We start from the raw sequence: 20170 nt of genomic DNA, 5'->3' as shown, positions 1-20170 counted from the left end.
TCCTCCACAAGCTGGGTCTGGCCGAGATGGGGGCGGCGGGCGCGGCGGCAATCCCGGAGAGGGGGCCGCGGCACGAAAAAGGCCGGCCCCAGGGGGACCGGCCTCGTTTCGCGTGTCGGATCGGCTCTTTGCGAGCCGAGCCCGGATCAGGAGCGCGGGGCGCGCTCGAGCCAGCCGATGGCGCGGCCCTCGCCGCCCTGGCCCGGACGGTTGCCGCCGGGGCGCGGCCCGCGCCGCTCGGGGCGGCCCGCACCCCGGTTCTCGCCGCGCGGTTCGGCGCGCTGGTCGCGGGGCGCGCCATTGCGCTCGGTCCGCTCCGGGCGGCCCTGGCCGCCGGGCAGGCCCTGGGGACGTCCGGGACGGCCGCCGCGGGCCTCCCCGTCGCGACCCTGGCCGGGCCGGCCCTGGTGCTGGCCGGCGGATTGGGCCGGGCGCTGCCCCTGGTGCTGGGCCGGGCGGCCGCCCGGGCGACCCTGGCGCTGGCCCGGCCGGCCCTGGGGCTGGCGCGGCGGCCGGCGAGCCTCCTCGGCGGCGTTCTCCTGGGCCTCCTGGCGGGTCGGGGGCACGAAGCCCTCGGGGAAGCCGGCCACCGGCACCTTCTGGCGGGTGATCCGCTCGATGTCGCGCAGGTAGGCCTTCTCCTCGTCGTTGCAGAAGGAGATGGCGAGGCCCGCCGCCCCGGCGCGGGCGGTGCGGCCGATGCGGTGGACGTAGGATTCCGGCACGTTCGGCAGGTCGTAATTGACGACGTGGGTCACGCCCTCGACGTCGATGCCGCGGGCGGCGATGTCCGTCGCCACCAGCACCCGGCAGGAACCGTCGCGGAAGGCGGCGAGCGCCCGCTCGCGCTGCGGCTGGGACTTGTTGCCGTGGATCGCCGCGCCAGCGATACCGACCTTGTCGAGGCCGCGCACCACCCGGTCGGCACCGTGCTTGGTCCGGGTGAAGACGAGGACGCGGTCGATCGAGGGATCGCGCAGGATGTGGCCGAGCAGGGCCTGCTTGGCGCCGGTATGGCAGAAGATCACCTGCTGCTCGACGCGCTCGGCGGTGGTCGCCACCGGGGTGACGGCGACCTGCACGGGATCGCGCAGGTACTGGCCGGCGAGGTCGGCGATGTTCCGCGGCATGGTGGCCGAGAAGAACAGGCTCTGGCGCTGGGCCGGGAGCATCTTCACGATGCGCTTGAGGGCGTGGATGAAGCCGAGGTCGAGCATCTGGTCGGCCTCGTCGAGGACGAGGATCTCGACGCCCTCAAGGGTCAGCGCCCGGCGGTCGACGAGGTCGATGAGCCGGCCGGGGGTGGCGACGAGGATGTCGACGCCCGGCGCCACCGCCCGCTCCTGGCGGCCGATGGTGACGCCGCCGAACACCACGGTGTTGGTGAGGGCGAGATGCTTGCCGTAGTCGGAGAAGCTGTCGGCGATCTGGTTGGCGAGCTCACGGGTGGGTGAGAGCACCAGCGCCCGGCAGCCGCGGCGGGGCGCCCGGCGCTTGTCCTGGGCGAGGCGGTGCAGGATCGGCAGGGCGAAGGCCGCCGTCTTGCCGGTGCCGGTCTGGGCGATGCCGCAGAGGTCCCGGCCCTCCATGGCGGGCGCGATCGCCTGCGCCTGGATCGGGGTCGGCGTCACGTAGCCGGCCTCGGCAAGCGCCTTCAGCACGGGCTCCGCGAGTCCGAAATCGGAAAACTGGGTCAAGTCGTATCTTTCGGGCAGCGATGTCCGGCCACCGGCGTCGCGCGTTCGCGACGGGATCAGGCCGGTCAGTTTGCGAGGGACTGCCCGCGTGATGGGGCGGTCGAAGATGCATGCACGTTGAAGAGAGGGGCCGGTTCGCGTCTCGGGCTGGAAAGCGGAGAAGCGCGCCGTCACGCAGCCCCCTCAAGCGGCACTCATTCGGCCGCTGACGCTGCGCTGCACATATGCGCCCGCTCCCGCGGCAAGTCAATGCGCGACCTTTGTGGGGCCGGCGGGCGGATTCCGCCCTCGCCGATGGGGATGAACGGCGGAATCCGGTGGCCAGCGCCGCCCTGCGGCCGGACGGATGCTTGGGCGGCCGGGCAGGGCATGCGATGAACCGGAGGGCCGGCCCTGCCCCTTCCGGAGGCGGGCGCCGGGCGGCGGCATGGCGGCTGCGTCGTCCTGTCCGTTGGGAGACTGCGTGTGCGTGCGGCGTTCCAGAATGGCATGCGTCCGGCCAGCGCCGGGCGGCGCGTCCGGTTTACGGACGGCGCGGCCGCGCGGGTCGCGGGATGATCGCGCGCCACACCCTCACCTATGTCGGCTCGCGGGGCGTCGCGGCGGCGCTGAACATGGCCTCCCTCGCCGTCTTCACCCGGCTGGCCCCGGTCGAGGTCTACGGCAGCTATCTGTGGGTGCTGTCCTGGGCGCTGCTCGTCTACGGCGCGACCTGCCAATGGCCGAAATTCGCGTTCTTCGCCCTCTATGACGAGACCCGCGCGCCGGAGCAGGTCGGCACCCTGGTGCGCCTGCTGATGGGCATGCTGGTCCTGGCCGGGCTCGTCACCGCCGGCGCGGCCGCCGCGGGCCTGCTCGCCCCGCCCATGGCCGCCGCGGTGGTGGCGGCCGTCCTCGGCATGGCGATCTTCGAGGGCACGCTGGAGGTGGCGCGCACCCGGCTCGCGGCCGCTTCGGTGGCGGCCTCGGTGGTCGCCCGGGGCGTGCTCGTGCTCGGCCTCGGCAGTCTCGTCCTCGCCCGCACGGGCGATCCGATCGACCTCGTCCTGGCGGTGGCGCTGGCCAACGCGCTCGCCGCCCTGCCCGCCTTGCGCTCCGTCGGGCCGCTGCTGCGAGGCCGGGGCAGCGTCGCGGAGGCCCGCCGCCTCCTCGCCTATGGCTGGCCGCTGGTGCTGTCCTTCGGGCTCGCGGCCCTGGCCCAGACCCTCGACCGGCTGATCATCGGCAAGAGCATCGGCGCGCAGGAGCTCGGCGCCTACGGCGCCATCGGCGACTTCCTGCGCCAGAGCTTCGTCGTGTTCGGGGAGAGCATCGCCCTGTCGATGATCTCCATCGCCAAGCGCGACGCCCGCGACGGCGGCATGCCGGCCGCGCGGCCGGTGCTGAGGGATGCCGCGCGGGCGCTGACCCTGGTCGGCGCCTTCGGCACGGTGTTCTACCTGAGCTTCGACGCGGTGCTCGTCTCGGTGCTGCTCGGGCCGGAATACCGCGGCACCGCCCTGGAGCTGGCGCCGATCCTGGTGGCGGCGAGCCTCTGCCAGATGTTCCGCGCCTACTACTTCGGGCAGGTGATCTACTTCGCCCGCACCAGCCATCTCGACGCCGTGGCCTCGCTGCTCCTGCTCGTCGTGGTCGCCGGCCTGTCCCTGCTGCTCATCCCGACCCACGGCGTGATGGGCGCGGCGATCGCCGTGGCCGTGGGCCAGGCGGTCGCCTGCCTTGCCTTCATCCTCGGCGCGAAGGGCGGCATCCGCATGCCGGTGCCGGTGGTCGACATCGTGCTGATCGTGCTCTGCGCGCTCGGCACCTCCGCCATCCTGTCCGGGGTGAGCCGGCTGCCTGGGGGGGACGGGGTGTTCGGGGAGGCCCTCCAGTTCGCCCTGATCGCGGTCGCCGGCGCGGCGGCGGCCTGGCATTTCAACATCATCGGCATCGCCGACGGCCTCGCCCGCCGGAGCCGGCGCGCGGCGTGAGCGCTTCCCCCTCCCGTACCGTCCGGCGGCCGGACGGGCTCGTCGTCGCCCTGCGCCGCCTGGACGAGGCCGGGCCGTTCCTGCCGGCCTGGCGGGCGCTGGCGGAGAATGCCCTCGTCGACAACCTGTTCTTCGAGCCCGATTTCGCCCTCGCGGCGGCGCCGGCCTTCGGCGAGGGGGTCGAACTCCTCCTCGTCGCCGACCGCCCGCCGGAGGCGCCGGGCTGCCGCCTGCTCGCCCTCTGGCCCTGCCGGATCGTCCGGCGCTGGGGGCTGCCCCTGCCGGTGCTGATGGGCTGGAGCCACGGCTTCGCGATCTTCGGCGCGCCGCTTCTCGACGCCGCTGCGGCGCCGGCCGCGCTCGCGGCGCTCCTGGACGCCCCCCGGCCCCTCGGTCTGCCGCGCCGGATGATGATGCCCTATCTGCCCCTGGACGGCCCCCTGGCCGCCCTCGTCGAGGCGCATCGCGCCCGTCACGGCCTTCGCCGGGCCGATCACTGGGCGCATGCGCGCGGCTGGCTCGATCTCGGCGTGGACGCACGGGGGGAGGCGTCGCTCTCGCCGCGCAGGACGCGCCAGCTCGACCGGCTGCGCCGCCGCCTCGCCCCGGCCTGCTTCGAGACCGTGACGGACCGAGACGCCCTCGGGCCGGCGCTTGACGACTACATCGCCCTCGAAACCGCCGGCTGGAAGGGGCGGGCGGGCACCGCCCTGGGCCAGCACCCGGCAGAGGCCCGCTTCCTCCACGCCCTCGTCGCGGCCTACGGCGCGCGGGGCGCCGTGCGCATCGACCGGCTGCGGCGCGGAGAGGGGAAGGACGGGAAAAGCCTCGCCGCCTCCCTGGCGATCCGCACCGGCGGCACGCTCTGGTACCTGAAGATCTCCCACGACGAGGCCGAGGCCCGGAACTCCCCGGGCGTGCAGCTCGTCCGCGAGGTCACCCGTAGCCTCCGCGCCGATGCGCGCCTCGCCGGGGCCGATTCCTGCGCGCCGCCGGGCTTCCGGATGATCGAATCGGCCTGGGAGGGCCGGCGCCCCCTCGCCCATGCGCTGATCGAGGCCGGGGGCGGCGACCCGCTCTTCCCCCTCGCGGCCCGGCTCGAATCCCTGCGGGCCCTCGTCGCCCGGGCCCGCCTGCGCTGGCGGCGGTAGGGCGCCCTCAGGTCTCCGCCGCGTCGAAGCGGCTCCAGCGGAACACTTCGGTGCCGGCGCCGTCGATCACCCGCACGGCCTCGGCGACGGGGCCGTTGCGCTGGGGCACCCGGGCGCGGGCGAACAGCCCCAGCGCCTTCTCGCGGGCGGCCTCGAGTCCCGTGGTGCGGACCGAGATCCGCTGCAGCACCCCCTCGCCCCGCCCCTCGGCGCCGACGACCTCGATGTGGAAGGTTTCACGAAAGGCCAAGGTCCGCCCGCTCTCCGGTTGCAGGATCGGTTGTGCAGATAGGCGCTCCGCCGCCCCGGCGGAAGCGCGGGTCAGATCAGGCGCACCTCCTCGGCCTTCAGCCCCAGGGTGCGGGCCATGCGGGTCGAGAGGCTTCCGGTGAGCTCCACGGCGGCTTCCGCGCCGAGTTCGTCCTGCACCGCCATGAGGGCGTCCGCTGCGCTGCGCTTGACCGCGGCATAGACCCGCAGGAGCGCGGGCGCGTCGGCCTGGGGCAGGCGGACGGCGACCAGGAAGGTCTTCCGGCGGGCAAGAGGGGCCGCCTTCTGCGAAGGTCCCTCCTTCGCGGGGCCTCCGGCGGCTCCCTTGGCCGCCTTGCCGCGGGGGGGCGCGGTCTCGGGGGCCGTACGCCGCGTCCCGCCTTTGGCGCGGTCCTTGGGCTTGGCTTGTGCCGCCGCCTTCTTGCCGGAGGACTTCTTCGAGGAGGGCGCCTTCGCGAGCTTGCCCGCGAGCGAAGGGGCAGAGTCGGCTGCGGGCGCGACCAGGAGACCTGGCTTTGAATGGTTACGTTTCGGCATCGCACAACTTTGGGACGGATCTCTCCCGATGGCCACCACCTGTATTGGATGGTGGGAATTCGTCGACGGCAACCTGCCGCAGGGCATCGGGCTCCGCCGCGCGGTGTCCGGGATGCAACAAACGCCTGGATGTGGTTGACTTAAGGCGCCGGTAGGGCAATCGCCCGGGAAACCCGGGAGGACGACCTTGCCGGGCCCTGGTTGTGCGACGGATTCTGCATGATGGCGACTTCGCCCTTCGTCACCGCCGACTGGCTCAAGGAGCGCCTGGCGGCGCCGGACATCGTCGTCCTCGACGCGTCCTGGTACCTCCCGGCGCAGGGCCGCGATGCCGAGGGCGAGTTCCGGGCCGCCCATGTCCCCGGCGCGATCCGCTTCGACATCGACGCGATGAGCGACGAGACCTCCCCCCTGCCCCATATGCTGCCGCGGCCGGAGGTGTTCTCTTCCCGTATGCGGGCCCTCGGGGTCGGGGACGGTGCCCAGATCGTCGTCTATGACGGCATGGGCCTGTTCTCGGCGCCCCGGGTCTGGTGGATGCTGCGCGCCTACGGCGTGCGCGACGTCGCCATCCTCGAGGGCGGCCTTCCGGCCTGGATCGCCGCCGGCTATCCGACCGAGGAGGGCGACGCGCCTCCTCGGGAGCGCCGCCACTTCACCGCCCGCCTCGACCATGGCGCCGTGGCGGATGCGCAGGACGTCGCCCGGGCCCTGGAGCGCGGCAGCGCCCAACTCGTCGATGCCCGCTCCGGCCCCCGTTTCCGCGGGGAGGAGGCGGAGCCGCGCCCCGGCGTGCGCCCCGGCCACATGCCCGGCGCCCGCAACGTCCACTACGCCGCCCTCCAGGCCAATGGCCGCCTGAAGGACGAGGCGTCCCTGCGCGCCGCCTTCGCCGAAGCCGGCGTCGATCTCGACGCCCCCGTCATCACCACCTGCGGCTCCGGCGTCACCGCGGCGATCGTGTCCCTGGCGCTGGAGACCCTCGGGCGTCCGCCCCGGGCGCTCTATGACGGCTCCTGGTCGGAATGGGGCAGCGACCCGGCCCGTCCCGTGGCGACGGGACCGGCCTGATCCGGACCGGATGACATCGCGTTCAAGCTGTCAGAGTGCGCGCGTTTACAGTCTAGGGGTGTGATAAGGTCACAGCGTCGTCCCGCTCGAAGCCCGATCACCTCCGGGCGGTCCGCGACCGGCGGGCCCGGCGCTCTCGCGCTGCGGCCCGTCGACGTGGAGCGCGCCGGTGCCGTCCTGCCCGAGGCGCACGATGCCTGTCAGATCGCCGCCAGGCCCCTTTGCACCGCCGGCCGGGCCAGCACCGCGTCGAGCCAGCGCTTGACGTTCGGCAGGCGGGCGGCATCGATGCCCTGCTTCTCGTGGAACTTGGCCCAGGGCAGGACCGCGATGTCGGCGATGGAATAGGCCCCGGCGAGATATTCGTGATCGGCGAGCCGGCGGTCGAGGACGCCGTAGAGGCGTTCCGCCTCCTTGCTGAAACGCTCGATCGCGTAAGGAATCTTCTCGGTGGCGTAGATGCGGAAATGGTGGGCCTGGCCCAGCATCGGCCCGAAGCCGCCGACCTGCCAGAACAGCCACTCGTCGACGCTCACCCGGGCCCGCTCGTCCGCGGGGTAGAGGCATCCGGTCTTGCGCCCGAGATATTGCAGGATCGCCCCCGATTCGAAGACCGAGATCGGCTGGCCGCCCGGCCCCTCCGGATCGACGATGGCCGGGATCTTGTTGTTGGGCGAGAGCGCCAGGAAGTCGGGCGCCATCTGCTCACCCTTGCCGATATTCACCGGCACGATGCGGTAGGGCAGACCGCATTCCTCCAGCATGATCGGGATCTTCCAGCCGTTCGGCGTGCTCCAGGTATGGACGTCGATCGGTTTTCCCGTCGATGAGGCCATGGGCAAAGGCTCCGGGCTGGCCCCCCGATGCCGTCCGGGGCCGCTTTCTCTGGAGTAGCCCGGATCCCGCGCTGCGCTCAAGCTTGGGCGTCGCGTGCCGTCTGCGACAATCCGAGGCCCTGTGGCCGGGAAGGCCGTGCGCAAGCCGCGTGGCGCGCTTGCGCTTTTCGCAGGCGCGAGCTGAGATGCCGAGTGTGGCCGGGAGCCCGGCCCCCGCCGGAGTCCCCATCCCGCCATGCTTGCCCGTCTTCTCGCCGCGGCGCTCCTCGCCGCCCCGCTCCTCGTCTCCGGTGCCGCCCAGGCCAAGGAGCCGGCGGCCGTACCTCCCGCTGCGACCGAGTCGGCACCGAAGAAGGAGCCGAGTCTCGCCCAATCCGCCGCGCGCGAGCGGCAGAAGAAATGCGGCGCCGAATGGCGCGCCCTCTCCGCCACGGAGAAGGCGGCCCAGGGGCCGAAATGGCCGCAATATTACAGCAAGTGCGTCAAGCGCCTGAAGGAACAGAAGGCCTGAGCGGTGGGGCCGCGAACCGCAGCCCTTCCTCGCGTGTTGGAGCAGGTCCGAAACAGCCGAGCGTGACCGGGGCGGGGTATGAAGGGTGAGCGGCGCCTGCTGCAGCGCGTGGTGACGCTCGCCGCGATCGTTCCGGTCGCGGCGGGTCTCTACGGCGTGCTGTTCGGCATCGACGGGATCGGCTCCAACCCGGCCGTGAACGTCTCCGCCGACAGCCATTTCCGCTATCTCTCGGGTCTGCTCACCGGCATCGGCATCCTGTTCTGGACCTGCGTGCCGGCCATCGAGACCAAGACCGGTCTATTCCGCTTCCTCACCCTGGTCGTGGTGCTGGGCGGCCTCGCCCGCCTGCTCGGCCTCTACCTGACCGGCGTGCCCTCCCTGACCATGCTCGCGGCCCTCGGTATGGAGCTCGTGGTGACGCCCCTCCTCTGCCTCTGGCAGATGCGGGTCGCCCATCTCGCCTGGAACGAGGGGCCGGCCACCGTCGACCTCACCCGGGAGGCCCCGCTGTGAGCGGCGCCCCGGCCGGGGTGCGCCCCGCCATCGCCGACCGCCTGCTTGACCGAATCGACGCCGTCTTGCCCAAGCCCGCCGCCTGGGCCTTCGCCCTGCGCATCTGGCTCGCCATGATGCTCGCCCTCTATGCGGGCTTCTGGCTGCAACTGGACAGCGCCTCCTCCGCCGCCGTCACCGTGGCGATCCTGGCTCAGCCGAAGCGCGGCCAGGCCCTGTCCAAGGCGGCCTACCGCTTCCTCGGCACGATCCTCGGCGGACTCGTCGCGATCGTGATGCTCGGCCTGTTCGGGCAGGACCGGGTCCTGCTCCTCGTCGCCTTCGGCCTCTGGCTCGGGCTCTGCGTCTTCGCCGCGCAGTTCCTCCAGGACACCCGCGCCTATGGGGCGATGCTGTCCGGCTACACCGTCGCGATCATCGCGCTCGCCCATATCGACGCGCCGCAGACGGGTTTCGACGCGGCGGTGGGGCGGCTCGCGGCGATCGCGCTCGGCATCGTGTCGATCACCTTCATCAATGACGCGCTCGCTTCCCCCAGCACCTGGCGCTCCATGCGCGGGCAGCTCGCGGAGGTTTTCGCCGCCACCAAGGCCTTCGCGGCCGAGGCGATCGGCCGGGGCGATCCCGGCCCGGAGCGCGCCGCCGCCCTCATCAACAGGGTCGCGGCCCTGCGCGCCGATGCGAGCGCCATCGCGGGAGAGCTCGACGACGGAAAGCATCGTGCCGCGGGCGCCCGCAGCGCCATCGCCGCGCTCTACGTGATGGCGGCGGCGAGCCGGGCCTTCGCCGCCGCCCATGGCCGCCTGCGTTCGCCCGGCCCGGCGGTCGAGGAGGCGCGGTCCCTGCTCCGGGAGGTGACCGCGGGCGGCGTCGGAGCGCCCTCCCCCGCCCGGCTCGACGCCATCGACCTGCGCCTGCGCGACCAGGTCGATGCGGCGATCCGCGATGGGTGCCGGCCGATCGACGAGGTGATGGCGCTGCAGCGCGCCCTCGACCTCGTCAATGCGGCGACCTTCGCGCAGGACGGGCTGCGGGCGGTCGCCGACGGCCGCAAGCCGCTGCGCGACGTGGCCCTGCCCACCCATCGCGACTTCCAGGTGGCCCTGCGCGGCGCCTTCCGGGTGGTGATCGCCTTCGCCCTCACCGCCTCCTTCTTCATCGCCACGGGTCTGCCCGACACGTCCTTCGCCCTGGTCCAGGTGGCGGCGACCGGCGCCCTCTCCTCGGTCAATCCCGATCCGCGGAAATTCGCCCTGGGGGTGCTGATCGGCATGCCGCTGGCGGCGCTGTGCGCGGTGCTGGTCCTGTTCGTCCTGCTCAACGGGGTGCAGGGCTTCCCCCTGCTCGCCATCGCCATGGCGCCGGTGATCTTCGTCGCCTGCTTCCTGTCGCTGAACCCGCCGACCTTCGGCGTCGGGTTCATCCTGCTCGTGTTCTTCCCCGTGCTGCTCGCCCCGGCGAATCCGCAGGGCTACGACCCCGAATCCGTTCTCATGAACGGCCTGCTCGTCACCCTCTCCGCGGTGATCCTGTTCCTCACCGTCCGCCTCGTCCTGCCGATCTCGCCCGCCCGCCACCGGGCCTTCGCCCTGGACGAGGCCCGGCGCGACCTCGCCGACGCCCTGGTCGGCGCGGGGGGCGACGCCACCACCCGCACCAGCCTGAACGCGGACCGCCTGCGGCAGTTCTCAACCTGGAACTCCGGCAGCGGCGCCGTGCGCCGGGCGAGCCTCGCCCATGCCTTCGCCATGGCGCAGCTCGAAGCCGCCGCGGCCCGCGCCCATGCCCAGCTGCGGCTGCTCTGGCGGGTGCCGGCGCTGCGGCCCCTCGTCGAGCGCGCCCGGGCGGCGCTCGCCCGGGGCCAGGCCTGGAGCCTCGACGACGTCGCCCGCGACCTCGTCCGTGCGGCGGCTCCGGAGGACCGCGCGACCCGCATGACGGTCGCGCGCGCGGCCAGCGATCTCGCGACCGCCTCGCGCGTTGTCGAGCGCCACGGCCGCTTCTTCCGGCGGCTCGAACTTCCAAGCTCCTGACGATGCGCCAAGAACTCGAGATCGGCGGGATCCTCGTCTCGCCCTTCGTCGCCGACGCCCTGGGCGCCTTCGCCCTCCTGATCCTGTTGCGGGCGCTGTTCCGGCGGATCCGGTTCAGCCGCTACGTGGCGAACGCCCCCCTGGCGGAGGCAGGGCTCTATGTCTGTCTCCTCGCCCTCCTGATCGTGCTGGTGTGATGGCGGACGAGGACGATCCCAAGGCGAGTCCGGACGCCGCGGACGCTCCCCGCGAGGCGCCCCCGGCCCTGACGGTCGAGCGCCCGGCGCCGGCGCGGCGCGGACGGTCGGGGCGGATCCTCCGCCTCCTCGCGACCGCCGTGATCCTCGCCTGCGCCGTCGTGGCGGCCGTGGTGGTCTGGCAGTTCTACGTCACCGCGCCCTGGACCCGGGACGGGCGGGTGCGGGTGCAGGTCGCCAACATCGCGCCCCAGGTCTCGGGCCAGATCGTGGAGATCCGGGTCGCCGACAACCAGCCGGTGGCCAAGGGCGACGTGCTCTACGTGATCGACCCGTTCGACTTCGAGGTCGCGGTCCGGTCCGCCGAGGCGGAGCTCGCCAACCGCGAGGCCGACCTGCAGGTGAAGCAGGCCCAGTCCGCCCGCCGGCAGGCGCTCTCCACCGTCTCCACCTCCGTCGAGGAGAAGCAGCAATATGCCGGCACGGCCAAGATCGCCGAGGCGGCGCTCGCCACCGCCAAGGCCCAGCGCGCCCAGGCCAAGGTGAATCTGGAGCGCACGCAGGTGCGCTCCACCGTGAACGGGCGCGTCACCAACCTGCTGCTGCGCGTCGGCGACTACGCTTCCACCGGCAGCCCGAACGTGCGGGTGATCGACACCGATTCCTTCTGGGTCGACGGCTATTTCGAGGAGACCAAGATGGCCGGCATCCGCGCCGGCGCCCCCGCCGAGATGGCGCTGATGGGCTATGCGGCGCATCTGCGGGGGACGGTGGAGAGCATCACGCTCGGCATCGCCACGGCCAATGCCGCGCCGAGCACGCAGGGCCTGCCGAACGTCGATCCCGTCTATACCTGGGTCCGGCTCGCCCAGCGGGTGCCGGTGCGCATCCGCATCGACCACGTGCCCCCCGAGGTGACGCTGGTGGCCGGCATGACAGCGACCGTGGTCGTGGGCGACGGCGTCGGCGCCATGCCGGCCTGGCTCGCCGGTCTGCGCGGCGCGGTGCTCGGCTGGCTCGACCCGGCGCCGGACCGCTCCGGATCTCTCTCGCCTGCCGCCGTGAGCGGCAAATGAACGCCGCGCGCGCAGCCACGCCTGCTTCCGAGGCAGTCGCTGCCGAAAACTCAGTCGGCTTGTTTTGTTCGGTTTAGCAGAGACTTAAGCCGGCTTCGGCAAGCTTGGCCGCGAGAGATCTGCTGGCCTGCTGGAGTTGCCGATGGAGCATGACCCGTCCCGCCCCGCCGATGAGGGCGCGCGCGTCTGTGCCGAGGGTCTGGCGGGCGTCGGGACGCTGCTGCGGCACGCGGCGCGGGCCAATGGCCAGGCCGGCGGCTTCACCCGCGAGATCCGCCGTCAGAGCGCGGGCGTCGAGGCCTCGCTCGCCGCCACCCGCGGCAGCGTCGGGCGCGACACCGCCGCCGGCACCGCCGAGCGGCTGCGCGGCGAGCTGGTCGGCGCGGTGGCCGAGGCGATGAACGCCATCACGGCGGAGGTCGAGCGGATCGGCGCGCGCATCGACGCCAAGGCGGCGGAGGCGGCCCGCATCGTCACCGTCATCGACGGCATCGGCGCCACGATCCGCATGCTCTCGCTCAACGCCACCATCGAGGCGGCCCGGGCCGGGGAGCATGGCCGCGGCTTCGCCGTGGTGGCGCAGGAGGTGCGGGCGCTCGCCGAACAGACCCGCGAGAGCGCCCGCAACGCCGCCTCCGTGATCGACTTCTCCGACGTGCGCACCGAGCTCCGGGCCCTTCGCAGCTCCACCGACCGGGCCCTCGACGGGCTCGGCGGCGCGGTGCGGGCCACCGCCGACCGCATCGAGGATCTGCTCGGCGGCGTCGGCAACGAGCTGGCGGCGATCAGCATGAGCAACGCCACCATCGGCGAGGCGCTCGGGGCCATGCAGGCCTGCATCGACCGCACCGAGGCCAAGGCCGGCCGTGCCCTGGCCCTCGCCGCGGACACGCTCGCGGCGGCGGAGGGCGGGTCAGGCCCGGACCTCGCCCGGCACGGGCTCGCCCGCCTGCCGCCGGGCTACGACCGGCTCGACGACGTACGCGCCCGCGGCGTGCTGCGCATCGCCGTGGAGCCCGCCTTCAAGGGCCTCTCCTTCCGGCTCCAGCCCGGCGCGCCCCTCATCGGCCTCGACATCGACTACGCCAAGGCCTTCGCCGACCATCTCGGCGTCAGGGCGCAGTTCGTCGAATGCCCCTGGGACCAGTGCACCGAGCTGCTGGAGGCGGGGCCGAAGGCGGGCGAGCCGCCCGTGGACATCGTCTGGTCGGCCCTCGCCCCGAGCGCGGCCTACGAGGGCATCGCCTATTCCCGCGCCTACACCTATCTCCACTACGTGCTGGCGCGGCGGGCGGGCGACACGCGCATCCGCAGCCATGCGGACCTCGATGGGCGCACCCTGGGCATCATCAACGATCCCGGCGCCTACGCCACCCTGGAGACGGTGGGCCTGCGCTGGGCGCAGAATCTCCACGCCAAGGGGCGGCGCGTGGCGACGCTGGGCAGCCTCGTGCCGATGACCGATCAGGGCCGCATCCACGACGCCCTGGCCGATGGGGTGGTCGACGCCTTCGCCATCGACGCGCCGATCATGCACTGGGCCTGCACCAGCCCGGACAGTCCCTGGCGCGGCCGCATCGAGATCGTCCCCGGCAACCTCGCCCCGGCGCCCTGGTACTACGCGGCGGCGGTGGCCGATCACCCCTCCTCCTGCCGGTTGCTGATGGCGGCCGACGCCTTCATCGAGCGCTTCTGCACCACGCCCCAGCGCGCGGCGATCGAGCGGACCTGGCAGGGCGCTGCGATCTCCGGCAGCCACGGCTACCGGGACGAGCCGGGATCCCTGCGCGGCGCCGCGGAACTCGCCGCCGCTTACACCGCGTGGACGGGCCACCCCCCGACCCTCTCCCTTCTGTCCGACCTGCGGCCGGCGGCCTGAAGGGGCGTCGGGGCATTCGGGGGGCCATCGGGGCGTCTCGGGCGTTGCCCCTGGGATGGGCGGGCCTCGACCCGCGTCCCGGATCCCAGGAGCAACCCCATGACGCCGCGCCGACCGCGCCCGTCCGCCGCCCTCGCCGTCTCCCTGCTCGCCCTCGGCCTCGCGGTCGGCGTGGCCCGGGCCGAGTCGGAAAAGCTCGCCGTGTTCGACTTCCAGTTCGCCCGGGGCGCCCCGACGCCGCCGACCGAGGAGGATCTCGCCCGGCTCAAGCGCACCGGGGACGCGTTCCGCAAGCTGCTGACGGAGAGCGGCCGCTACACCCTGGTCCCGACGGAGAGCGTCGCCGAGGATCTCGCGGGCAAGGACCTGCGCGCCTGCGGCGGCTGCGCCGAGGCGGCGGCCAAGAGCCTGGGCGCGCAGGCCGCCGTGATCGGCGAGGTGCAGAAGGTCTCCAACCTCATCCTCAACATCAACGTCTACGTGAAGCCGCTCCAGGACGAGGCCCCCGAGCGGGCCTACAGCGTCGACCTGCGCGGCAACACCGACGAGTCCTTCGACCGCGGCATCCGGTATCTCGTAAAGAATCAGTTCCTGGAACGGGCGCCATAGGACATCGGTCTCTCCGGAAATTTTTGCGCCGCGTCCGTGTCGGGTGCAAGTGCTTGAGCGGCAAAGGATGCGGTGCGAAAACGAATTCGTGCGAGCCAATTCGATCAAGCTCGGCGCGAATTCGGGGTTGACGCTTCGGAGAGGCGGACGCAGTATTTCCCTGTGCTTCGCGATGCAAGCACATCCGCAGGGCAGATCGATCCTGCCCGCGTGGAAAGACGCTGAGGGAGACAGGAATGACTCCACCGCAGCAAAAAGCCGTCACGACCACTTCGGAACCGGTTCGGCCCGAAGCCTAGCGGCAAGCGACACGAGCCACCGGACGGAAGCGGCTCCCAGGGGCGCAGAAGCGGCCGATACGGCGCGACTTCGAACACGCGACATGCCCCGCCTTGGGCCGCTTCCGCCGCGGTCTCCCGCGACAGCCTCCTACAGTCTCGACATCTTCAACCGCACCTTCTCCAGGAAGGCGCGGCGCTTGGCGTCGGTCGCCACGTTCATGTGGTAGAGGGCGAGGTAGTCGGCCCGCGCCCGCGAAGCCGCGAACCAGCGCAGGTAGCGCGTCACCAGCCGGCGCGGCGGATCCTGCATGGCGAGCGCCATCCAGCGCGGCCGGCCATAGGTCACCACGCCGACGATCCGCTTCAGGCTGTCGAGGATCGGGCGCACATGGCGCGGATCCGACATGTCGAAGGCGACGCCGGGCATCATCAGCCGGTCGACGAAGCCCTTCAGCATGGCCGGCGGCCCGAAGCACCAGGTCGGGAATTGCACCACCAGCACCTCCGCCGCCTGGAGCCGGGCCACGTAGGCTTCGAGCCCGCGCCGGTTCACGGCGGTGTCGTGGTAGTGGCGCCGCCCCTCCGCCGAGAGAACGGGATCGAAGCCCTCCGCGTAGAGGTCGAGCAGGTCGACCCGGTGCCCGGCCTCCCGCAGCCCCGCCAGCGCCGCCTCGCGGATCGCCGCGTGGAAGCTCTCCGGCAGGGGATGGCAGTAGACGTACAGGACGTTCTTGGGGGTCGTCATGCCGGAAGGCTTGCCTCGGCATCCGCCGGGGTGAAGCTGCGCATCTTGCCGGGATTCATCAGGCCGGCCGGGTCGGTGAGCCGCTTGAAGCCGAGCTGGTCGGTCTCCGCCCGCTTGTGCCTCGTGCCGTCCTCCAGCGTGTAGACATGGGGATTGGCGATCCAGACGCCGCTCGCCTCGTGCTCGGCGATGATCGCGTTCAGCCGCTCCTCGGTGGTGAATTTCAGGAGCGGGATGCCGGCATAGGTGAGCTTGCCGGCGAACTCGATGAGCTCGAGATGCGGCACGATCTCGCCGGGGAAGCGCGCGGCCATCGCGGCGACGCTCTCCATCAGCCCCTCGGCCGGATGCAGGCTCTGCAGGTAGGTCCAGCTGCGGTCGGTCTTGAGCACCTGCAGGGTGCTGTGGTTCCAGGTGTATTCGTAGAGCGGCACGCTGCCGGGGCCGTCGTCCAGCGGCGTCTCCAGGGTGATGCGCCCGCCGGCCTCGGCCACCCGCGCCCGGAAGGCGGGCAGCGTGTCCTCCGCGATCATCGCGATCAGGATCGCCTGGCCCTCGGGGCAATAGGCCTTGAGGCCCGTGAACCATTGCGGCAGCGGCCAGGCGATCGGGGTGATCAGCTTCTTGCCGATCGCGGCATCGCGCCCGACCGCCAGGCCGCATTCCGCGGCGGCGAGGAAGTCGTCGAAGGCGACGATCACGTCGATCCAGGGGCGGGCGGGGGCGAGGGGCATCTCCAGCGCGGTGATGATGCCGGTGGTGCCGTAGGCATGGGCGACCCCGTGGACGCGGTCGCCGGTCAGCTCCAGCACCTTCGGTTCCGCTTCCAGGGTCACCACCCGCGCGGCGCGAATGTTGCCGCGCTCGCGCAGCTGCCCGTAATTCACCGAGCCGATGCCCCCCGAGCCCCCGGCGATGAAGCCGCCGATGGTGGCGGTGCGCTTGGTGGAGGGATGCATGCGGATCTCCTCGCCCCCGGGGGCGAGTTCCGCGTCGAGCCGGTTCATCTTGATGCCGGGGCCGGTGCGCACCGCCCCGTCCCGCTGCCATTCGATGGTGGCGAGCCCGCTCATGTCGAGGAGCACGCCGCCCTGGAGCGGCACCGCCTGACCGTAATTGCCGGTGCCGCCGCCGCGCACGGTCAGGGGCACGCCGTGGCGGGCGCAGGCCGAGGCCACCGCGATCACGTCCGCCTCGCTTCCCGCCTCGACCACGACATCCGCTGACAGGCCGTTGAGCTGGGCGTTGAGCACCGGCGAGTACCAGAAGAAGTCCCGCGAGCGCTTCCGGACCCGGGAGGGCTCCTCCACGAGGGCGACGCGGCCGGCGAGCTCGCTGCGCAGGGCGGCCAGGGCTTCGGGCGAGGGATGGCGGGTCATGGGCTATGGCTCTTCGTCGGAAGATGCGGACCGGGCTCACGGCCGCGCCGCGGGTGTCGCCCATCGTCCCGGAAGGGGGGCGGCTTTCGGGACGGGCGATGCAAGACAGGCGCCTCGCGCCCCGTCACGCACCCGGTTTCGGGGAGGCGGGGCGGGCCGTCAGGTCCATCGAGGCGGCCAGCTTGGCCATGATGTAGTCGCCGGCCTTCACCGGCTCGAACCGGGCGGGATGCGCCGTGTCGCAGCAGCTCGGCAGGCAGGCCACCTCGGATTCCTCGTTCGGCCCCGTGAAGGCGACCATGGACAGGCGCGCCGTGGAGCCGGTGAGCGACCGGTCCGGGTTCGAGACCCGGTGCAGGGTCGAGCGCCAGCGGCCGTTGGTCCAGCGGGACATCAGGTCCCCGACATTGATCACGAAGGAATCCGGCACGACCCGGGCCTCGTGCCAGGTGCCGTCGCGGTCGGCGACCTCCAGCCCGCCGGGCGCCGCGTCCTGGCGCAGGATGGTCAGCCCGCCGTAATCGTGATGCGCGCCGTAGCGCAGCTGGCCCGGGGCCGGGGGCTCCGGCTGGTCGGGATAGTGGACGAAGCGCAGCACCAGGGCCGGGTCCGCGAAGAAGGGCGCGAAATGGTCCTCCGGCAGGTCGAGCGCCAGCGCCGAGAGCTGGGTCAGCCGGGCGGACAGGCCCAAGATCTCGTCCCGCCAGGCCGCGACGAGGGCGGCGAGCTCCGGCGGTTCCTCCGGCCAGAGATTGGGGCGCCCGCCCCGGCCCTCGCGGTGGGGCGCGGAGAAGACCAGGGCCTCGCAGAGATCCGGCGGCGTCTCGCCCCGGAGCGTCTTGGCGACGCTCTCGATACCTATGGGCAGGTAGCCCCGCCCCTTGGTCTTCTCCGGCGGCGTGTCCTTCAGCTTCGCCGCGAGGTCCTGGGCGAAGTAGCGCTTCATCGCCCCGTAGAGCTCGTTGGCGAGCCGCTCGGGCACGCCGTGGCCGGTGACCACGGCGAAGCCCGTCGTCTCGAAGGCGTGGCCGAAGGCGCGACCGACCGAGCGCCGCGCGGCGGCGTCCCCATGCAGGAAGGGGGCGATGTCGACGATCGGCAGGTCCATCTTCGGCCTCTCCGGGTCTACTTCTTGCCGATGAACTCGAGGGTGTAGGCCTTGGTGACGTCGAGGGAGGCCGGGTAGATGCCGGCCTTGACCATCACGTCGAAGAAGGACTTCCAGCGCGCATCGGTCATGGCGCCGATGCCGAGGGTCTCCGCGTCGCCCCCCTCGACGAGGCCGCGCTTCTTCATCTGGTCCACCTTGAAGTGGAACAGCTCCTCGCCGCCGGTCGGCACGAGGTCGAGCACCGCCTTCATGGCCGGCGCGTAGTCGCCGCTCATGCACTCGGTCCAGCCCTTGCGGCTCGCATCCAGGAAGGCCCGCACGGTCTTCTTGTGGGTGTCGAGATAGGCGTCGGTGGCGAAGACCGTGGTCGCGTAATTGTTGTAGCCGTAATCGGCGAGCAGGATCGAGACCGGCGGCTCGGGCAGGACCTTGCCGAGGGTCGCCGCGTCGTCGGTGATGTAGCCCTGCTGCACCGCCTTCTTGTCGGCGAGGAAGGGCGCGGCGGAATAGGCGTAGGGCCGCAGCTGCCCGTCGTCGAAGCCGTAGGCCGCCTTCAGGAACTGCCAGAACTCGTTGCGCGAGAACCCGCCGATCATGATCGGCTTGCCCTTGAGGTCCTGCAGCGTCGCCACGCCCTGGCCGGCATGGGCGACGAGGGTCTGCGGGTCCTTCTGGAAGAACGAGGCGACGGTGCGCGCCTTCACGCCCTTGGCGACGAGGTTGAGCGTGGTGAAGCTTGAGCCCATGCCCATGTTCACCTCGCCCGAGGCGACGAGGAGCGGCATGTTCACGTTCGGGTTGCCGGGCTTGAGCTCCACGTCGAGCCCCGCCGCCTCGTAGTAGCCCCGGGCCTTGGCCTGGAAGAAGCCGCAATGCTCCGCCTCCGGCACCCAGTTGAGGCCGAAGCTGACCTTCTCCAGGGCGCGGGCCGGCGAGGCGGCGAGCCCTGTCGCCACCGCGAGCGCCGCGAGGAGGCGGCTCGTTCGCCGGGTGTGGCGAGCGGTGGAGGGGACGGCAGCAGGCATCGAGGGGATCTCCAGGCGTGTGAGAGGCATGGTGCGGGAGACCCCGGCACCGCGGCCGGGGTCCTGGGAACAAAGGAGCGGGGGCGCGCGTCAGACCATCTGCTCGTGGGGCGTCAGGGTCGGGGCGACGGGTACCGAGACGGCGGGCACCGCCTCCGAGACCTCGTCCTCGCCGTGCTCCCGCAGGAGGGCGAGCAGGCGCCGGCGCATGATCATGCCCGGGCGGTCGGAGGGCATGTGGCTCTCGACCTTGCGGCTCATGTCGATGGTCGCGTCCGGATCGGTCGATTCGAGGATGTCGCGGTCCTCCTCGATGATCGCTGCGTCCCAGGCGATCAGCTCCTGCGTCGAGCAGTCCGCCTCCGAATCGTTGCGGTAGAGGATCTGCGCGAGCCGGATGGTGCCGTCGTCGATCGGCGTCGCCGAGTTGAAGATGATGTGCCGCAGTCCCGACGGATACGCGATGTCGAGGCGGCGGCAGAACGGCATGAACCACTTGTTGCGCATGTGGCGCTTGGTGGTCGGCTCGGTGGTGCCGGAGATGCGGTGGGCCATCGGCGGGTTGGCGATGGTGATGATCGTCTCCGCCTCGAAGCCGTAATCGGTCTCGGTGATCTCGTACTTTTCCGGGATCGGCTGGTCGATCTGCCCGAACGTGTTCTTGTGCACGAAGGCGAAATGCGCGTTGTCGAAGGAATTCTCCATCAGGCGCAGGGGCGAGGTCTTCCACACGTCGTGGAACTGCTGGATGCGCCGGTAGCCGGGCATCGTGTCCTCGGGAATCTCGGGGATCGCCGCGCGGGGCTCCTCCAGGCAGACCCAGGCGTAGCCGTAGCGCTCCGTGCAGTGATAGGCCTTCACGGCGAGCCGCGGCACCACCTGATCCGGGTTGAACTGGGGGATGCGGGCGAGGGCGCCGTGCCGGTCATAGGCCCAGCCGTGATAGCCGCACACGATCAGGCCGTTGTCGCACCAGCCCTTGGAGAGCTTGGCGGTGCGGTGGCAGCAGCGGTCCATCATCGCCGCCGGCTCGCCGTTGCCGTCGAGGAACAGCACGATCTTCTCGCCCATCAGGGTGAAGGGCTTCGGCCCCTCCTTCAGGTCCTCGATGCGCAGGGTCGCGTACCAGTAATGGCGCCAGAGCTTCTGACGGGTCGTCAGCATGGAAGTCTCCTTCGATGATGCCCGGCGTGAAGCCCTCCGGCATGCGGTGGTTGAGAGGCGCGCCCCGTCGATCGATGAGCGGGGGCGCGTCCTGGCACGGGCGGGCCGC

The 20170-nt window shown here is 72.0% G+C and carries 19 protein-coding genes; 10 read left to right on the top strand and 9 right to left on the bottom strand.

Translation table 11 applies throughout. The features are described 5' to 3' along the window. Nucleotides 1–146 precede the first annotated feature (146 nt). Nucleotides 147–1697 (bottom strand): DEAD/DEAH box helicase, encoded by a 1551-nt coding sequence (locus MFF21_RS09080; RefSeq protein ID WP_238310822.1) that lies wholly within the window; start codon nt 1695–1697, stop codon nt 147–149. 554 nt (nt 1698–2251) lie between these two features. Between MFF21_RS09080 and MFF21_RS09075 the strand changes: the two genes are divergently transcribed. Continuing rightward, nucleotides 2252–3670, top strand: a complete 1419-nt coding sequence (locus MFF21_RS09075; RefSeq protein ID WP_238310821.1) for a lipopolysaccharide biosynthesis protein — start codon at nt 2252–2254, stop codon at nt 3668–3670. Beyond that, nucleotides 3667–4821: a GNAT family N-acetyltransferase gene (locus MFF21_RS09070; RefSeq protein WP_238310820.1), complete on the top strand. Its 1155-nt coding sequence runs from the start codon at nt 3667–3669 to the stop codon at nt 4819–4821. Before MFF21_RS09075 ends, MFF21_RS09070 begins: the two co-directional genes overlap by 4 nt. Nucleotides 4822–4828: 7 nt before the next feature. Here MFF21_RS09070 and MFF21_RS09065 read toward each other — a convergent pair whose 3' ends face one another. Then, a complete protein-coding gene (locus MFF21_RS09065) occupies nt 4829–5071 on the bottom strand; it encodes a hypothetical protein (RefSeq protein WP_238310819.1) in 243 nt (80 codons plus the stop codon). Nucleotides 5072–5142: 71 nt separating this feature from the next. Continuing rightward, complete coding sequence (locus MFF21_RS09060) at nt 5143–5628, bottom strand: hypothetical protein (protein ID WP_238310818.1); 486 nt, start codon at nt 5626–5628, stop codon at nt 5143–5145. 222 nt (nt 5629–5850) lie between these two features. On the opposite strand from MFF21_RS09060, the gene sseA reads away from it, so the two are divergent. Then, nucleotides 5851–6699, top strand: a complete 849-nt coding sequence (gene sseA, locus MFF21_RS09055) for a 3-mercaptopyruvate sulfurtransferase (RefSeq protein ID WP_238310921.1) — start codon at nt 5851–5853, stop codon at nt 6697–6699. Nucleotides 6700–6899: 200 nt separating this feature from the next. Here sseA and MFF21_RS09050 read toward each other — a convergent pair whose 3' ends face one another. Continuing rightward, complete coding sequence (locus tag MFF21_RS09050; protein WP_238310817.1) at nt 6900–7535, bottom strand: glutathione S-transferase family protein; 636 nt, start codon at nt 7533–7535, stop codon at nt 6900–6902. Nucleotides 7536–7770: 235 nt separating this feature from the next. Between MFF21_RS09050 and MFF21_RS09045 the strand changes: the two genes are divergently transcribed. From MFF21_RS09045 to MFF21_RS09015, 7 genes are all read left to right on the top strand, one after another. Then, nucleotides 7771–8046, top strand: coding sequence for a hypothetical protein (locus tag MFF21_RS09045; RefSeq protein ID WP_238310816.1), 276 nt, complete (start codon nt 7771–7773; stop codon nt 8044–8046). 78 nt (nt 8047–8124) lie between these two features. Then, nucleotides 8125–8562, top strand: a complete 438-nt coding sequence (locus tag MFF21_RS09040) for a DUF4345 domain-containing protein (RefSeq protein WP_238310815.1) — start codon at nt 8125–8127, stop codon at nt 8560–8562. Further along, the gene (locus MFF21_RS09035) at nt 8559–10595 is read left to right on the top strand and encodes an FUSC family protein (RefSeq protein WP_238310814.1); all 2037 of its coding nucleotides are present in this window, start codon (nt 8559–8561) and stop codon (nt 10593–10595) included. Before MFF21_RS09040 ends, MFF21_RS09035 begins: the two co-directional genes overlap by 4 nt. Nucleotides 10596–10597: 2 nt before the next feature. Continuing rightward, nucleotides 10598–10792, top strand: coding sequence for a DUF1656 domain-containing protein (locus MFF21_RS09030; protein ID WP_238310813.1), 195 nt, complete (start codon nt 10598–10600; stop codon nt 10790–10792). Further along, nucleotides 10792–11868 carry an HlyD family secretion protein gene (locus tag MFF21_RS09025; protein ID WP_238310812.1) on the top strand — a complete coding sequence of 359 codons (1077 nt, stop codon included), beginning with the start codon at nt 10792–10794 and terminating at the stop codon, nt 11866–11868. The genes MFF21_RS09030 and MFF21_RS09025 overlap by 1 nt, the downstream gene beginning before the upstream one ends. A gap of 142 nt (nt 11869–12010) precedes the next feature. Then, entirely contained in the window at nt 12011–13747 is a 1737-nt protein-coding gene (locus MFF21_RS09020; protein WP_238310811.1) for a methyl-accepting chemotaxis protein, read from the top strand. 99 nt (nt 13748–13846) lie between these two features. Beyond that, nucleotides 13847–14356 carry a DUF3280 domain-containing protein gene (locus MFF21_RS09015; RefSeq protein WP_238310810.1) on the top strand — a complete coding sequence of 170 codons (510 nt, stop codon included), beginning with the start codon at nt 13847–13849 and terminating at the stop codon, nt 14354–14356. Between the two features lie 429 nt (nt 14357–14785). Here the strand turns inward: MFF21_RS09015 and MFF21_RS09010 are convergent, their stop codons facing one another. From MFF21_RS09010 to MFF21_RS08990, 5 genes are all read right to left on the bottom strand, one after another. Beyond that, nucleotides 14786–15382 carry an NAD(P)H-dependent oxidoreductase gene (locus MFF21_RS09010; RefSeq protein ID WP_238310809.1) on the bottom strand — a complete coding sequence of 199 codons (597 nt, stop codon included), beginning with the start codon at nt 15380–15382 and terminating at the stop codon, nt 14786–14788. Beyond that, on the bottom strand, nt 15379–16761 hold the full coding sequence (locus MFF21_RS09005; protein ID WP_238310808.1) for an FAD-binding oxidoreductase: 1383 nt from the start codon (nt 16759–16761) through the stop codon (nt 15379–15381). The genes MFF21_RS09010 and MFF21_RS09005 overlap by 4 nt, the downstream gene beginning before the upstream one ends. 124 nt (nt 16762–16885) lie before the next feature. After that, a complete protein-coding gene (locus MFF21_RS09000; protein WP_238310807.1) occupies nt 16886–17869 on the bottom strand; it encodes an isopenicillin N synthase family dioxygenase in 984 nt (327 codons plus the stop codon). 17 nt (nt 17870–17886) lie between these two features. Beyond that, entirely contained in the window at nt 17887–18897 is a 1011-nt protein-coding gene (locus tag MFF21_RS08995) for an ABC transporter substrate-binding protein (RefSeq protein WP_238310806.1), read from the bottom strand. Between the two features lie 90 nt (nt 18898–18987). Beyond that, nucleotides 18988–20061 (bottom strand): aromatic ring-hydroxylating dioxygenase subunit alpha, encoded by a 1074-nt coding sequence (locus tag MFF21_RS08990; protein WP_238310805.1) that lies wholly within the window; start codon nt 20059–20061, stop codon nt 18988–18990. Nucleotides 20062–20170: the final 109 nt, after the last annotated feature.

The organism is Methylobacterium organophilum, assembly GCF_022179465.1.
GTDB lineage: Bacteria > Pseudomonadota > Alphaproteobacteria > Rhizobiales > Beijerinckiaceae > Methylobacterium > Methylobacterium organophilum.
This window is presented reverse-complemented; position numbering and strand designations above follow the sequence as displayed.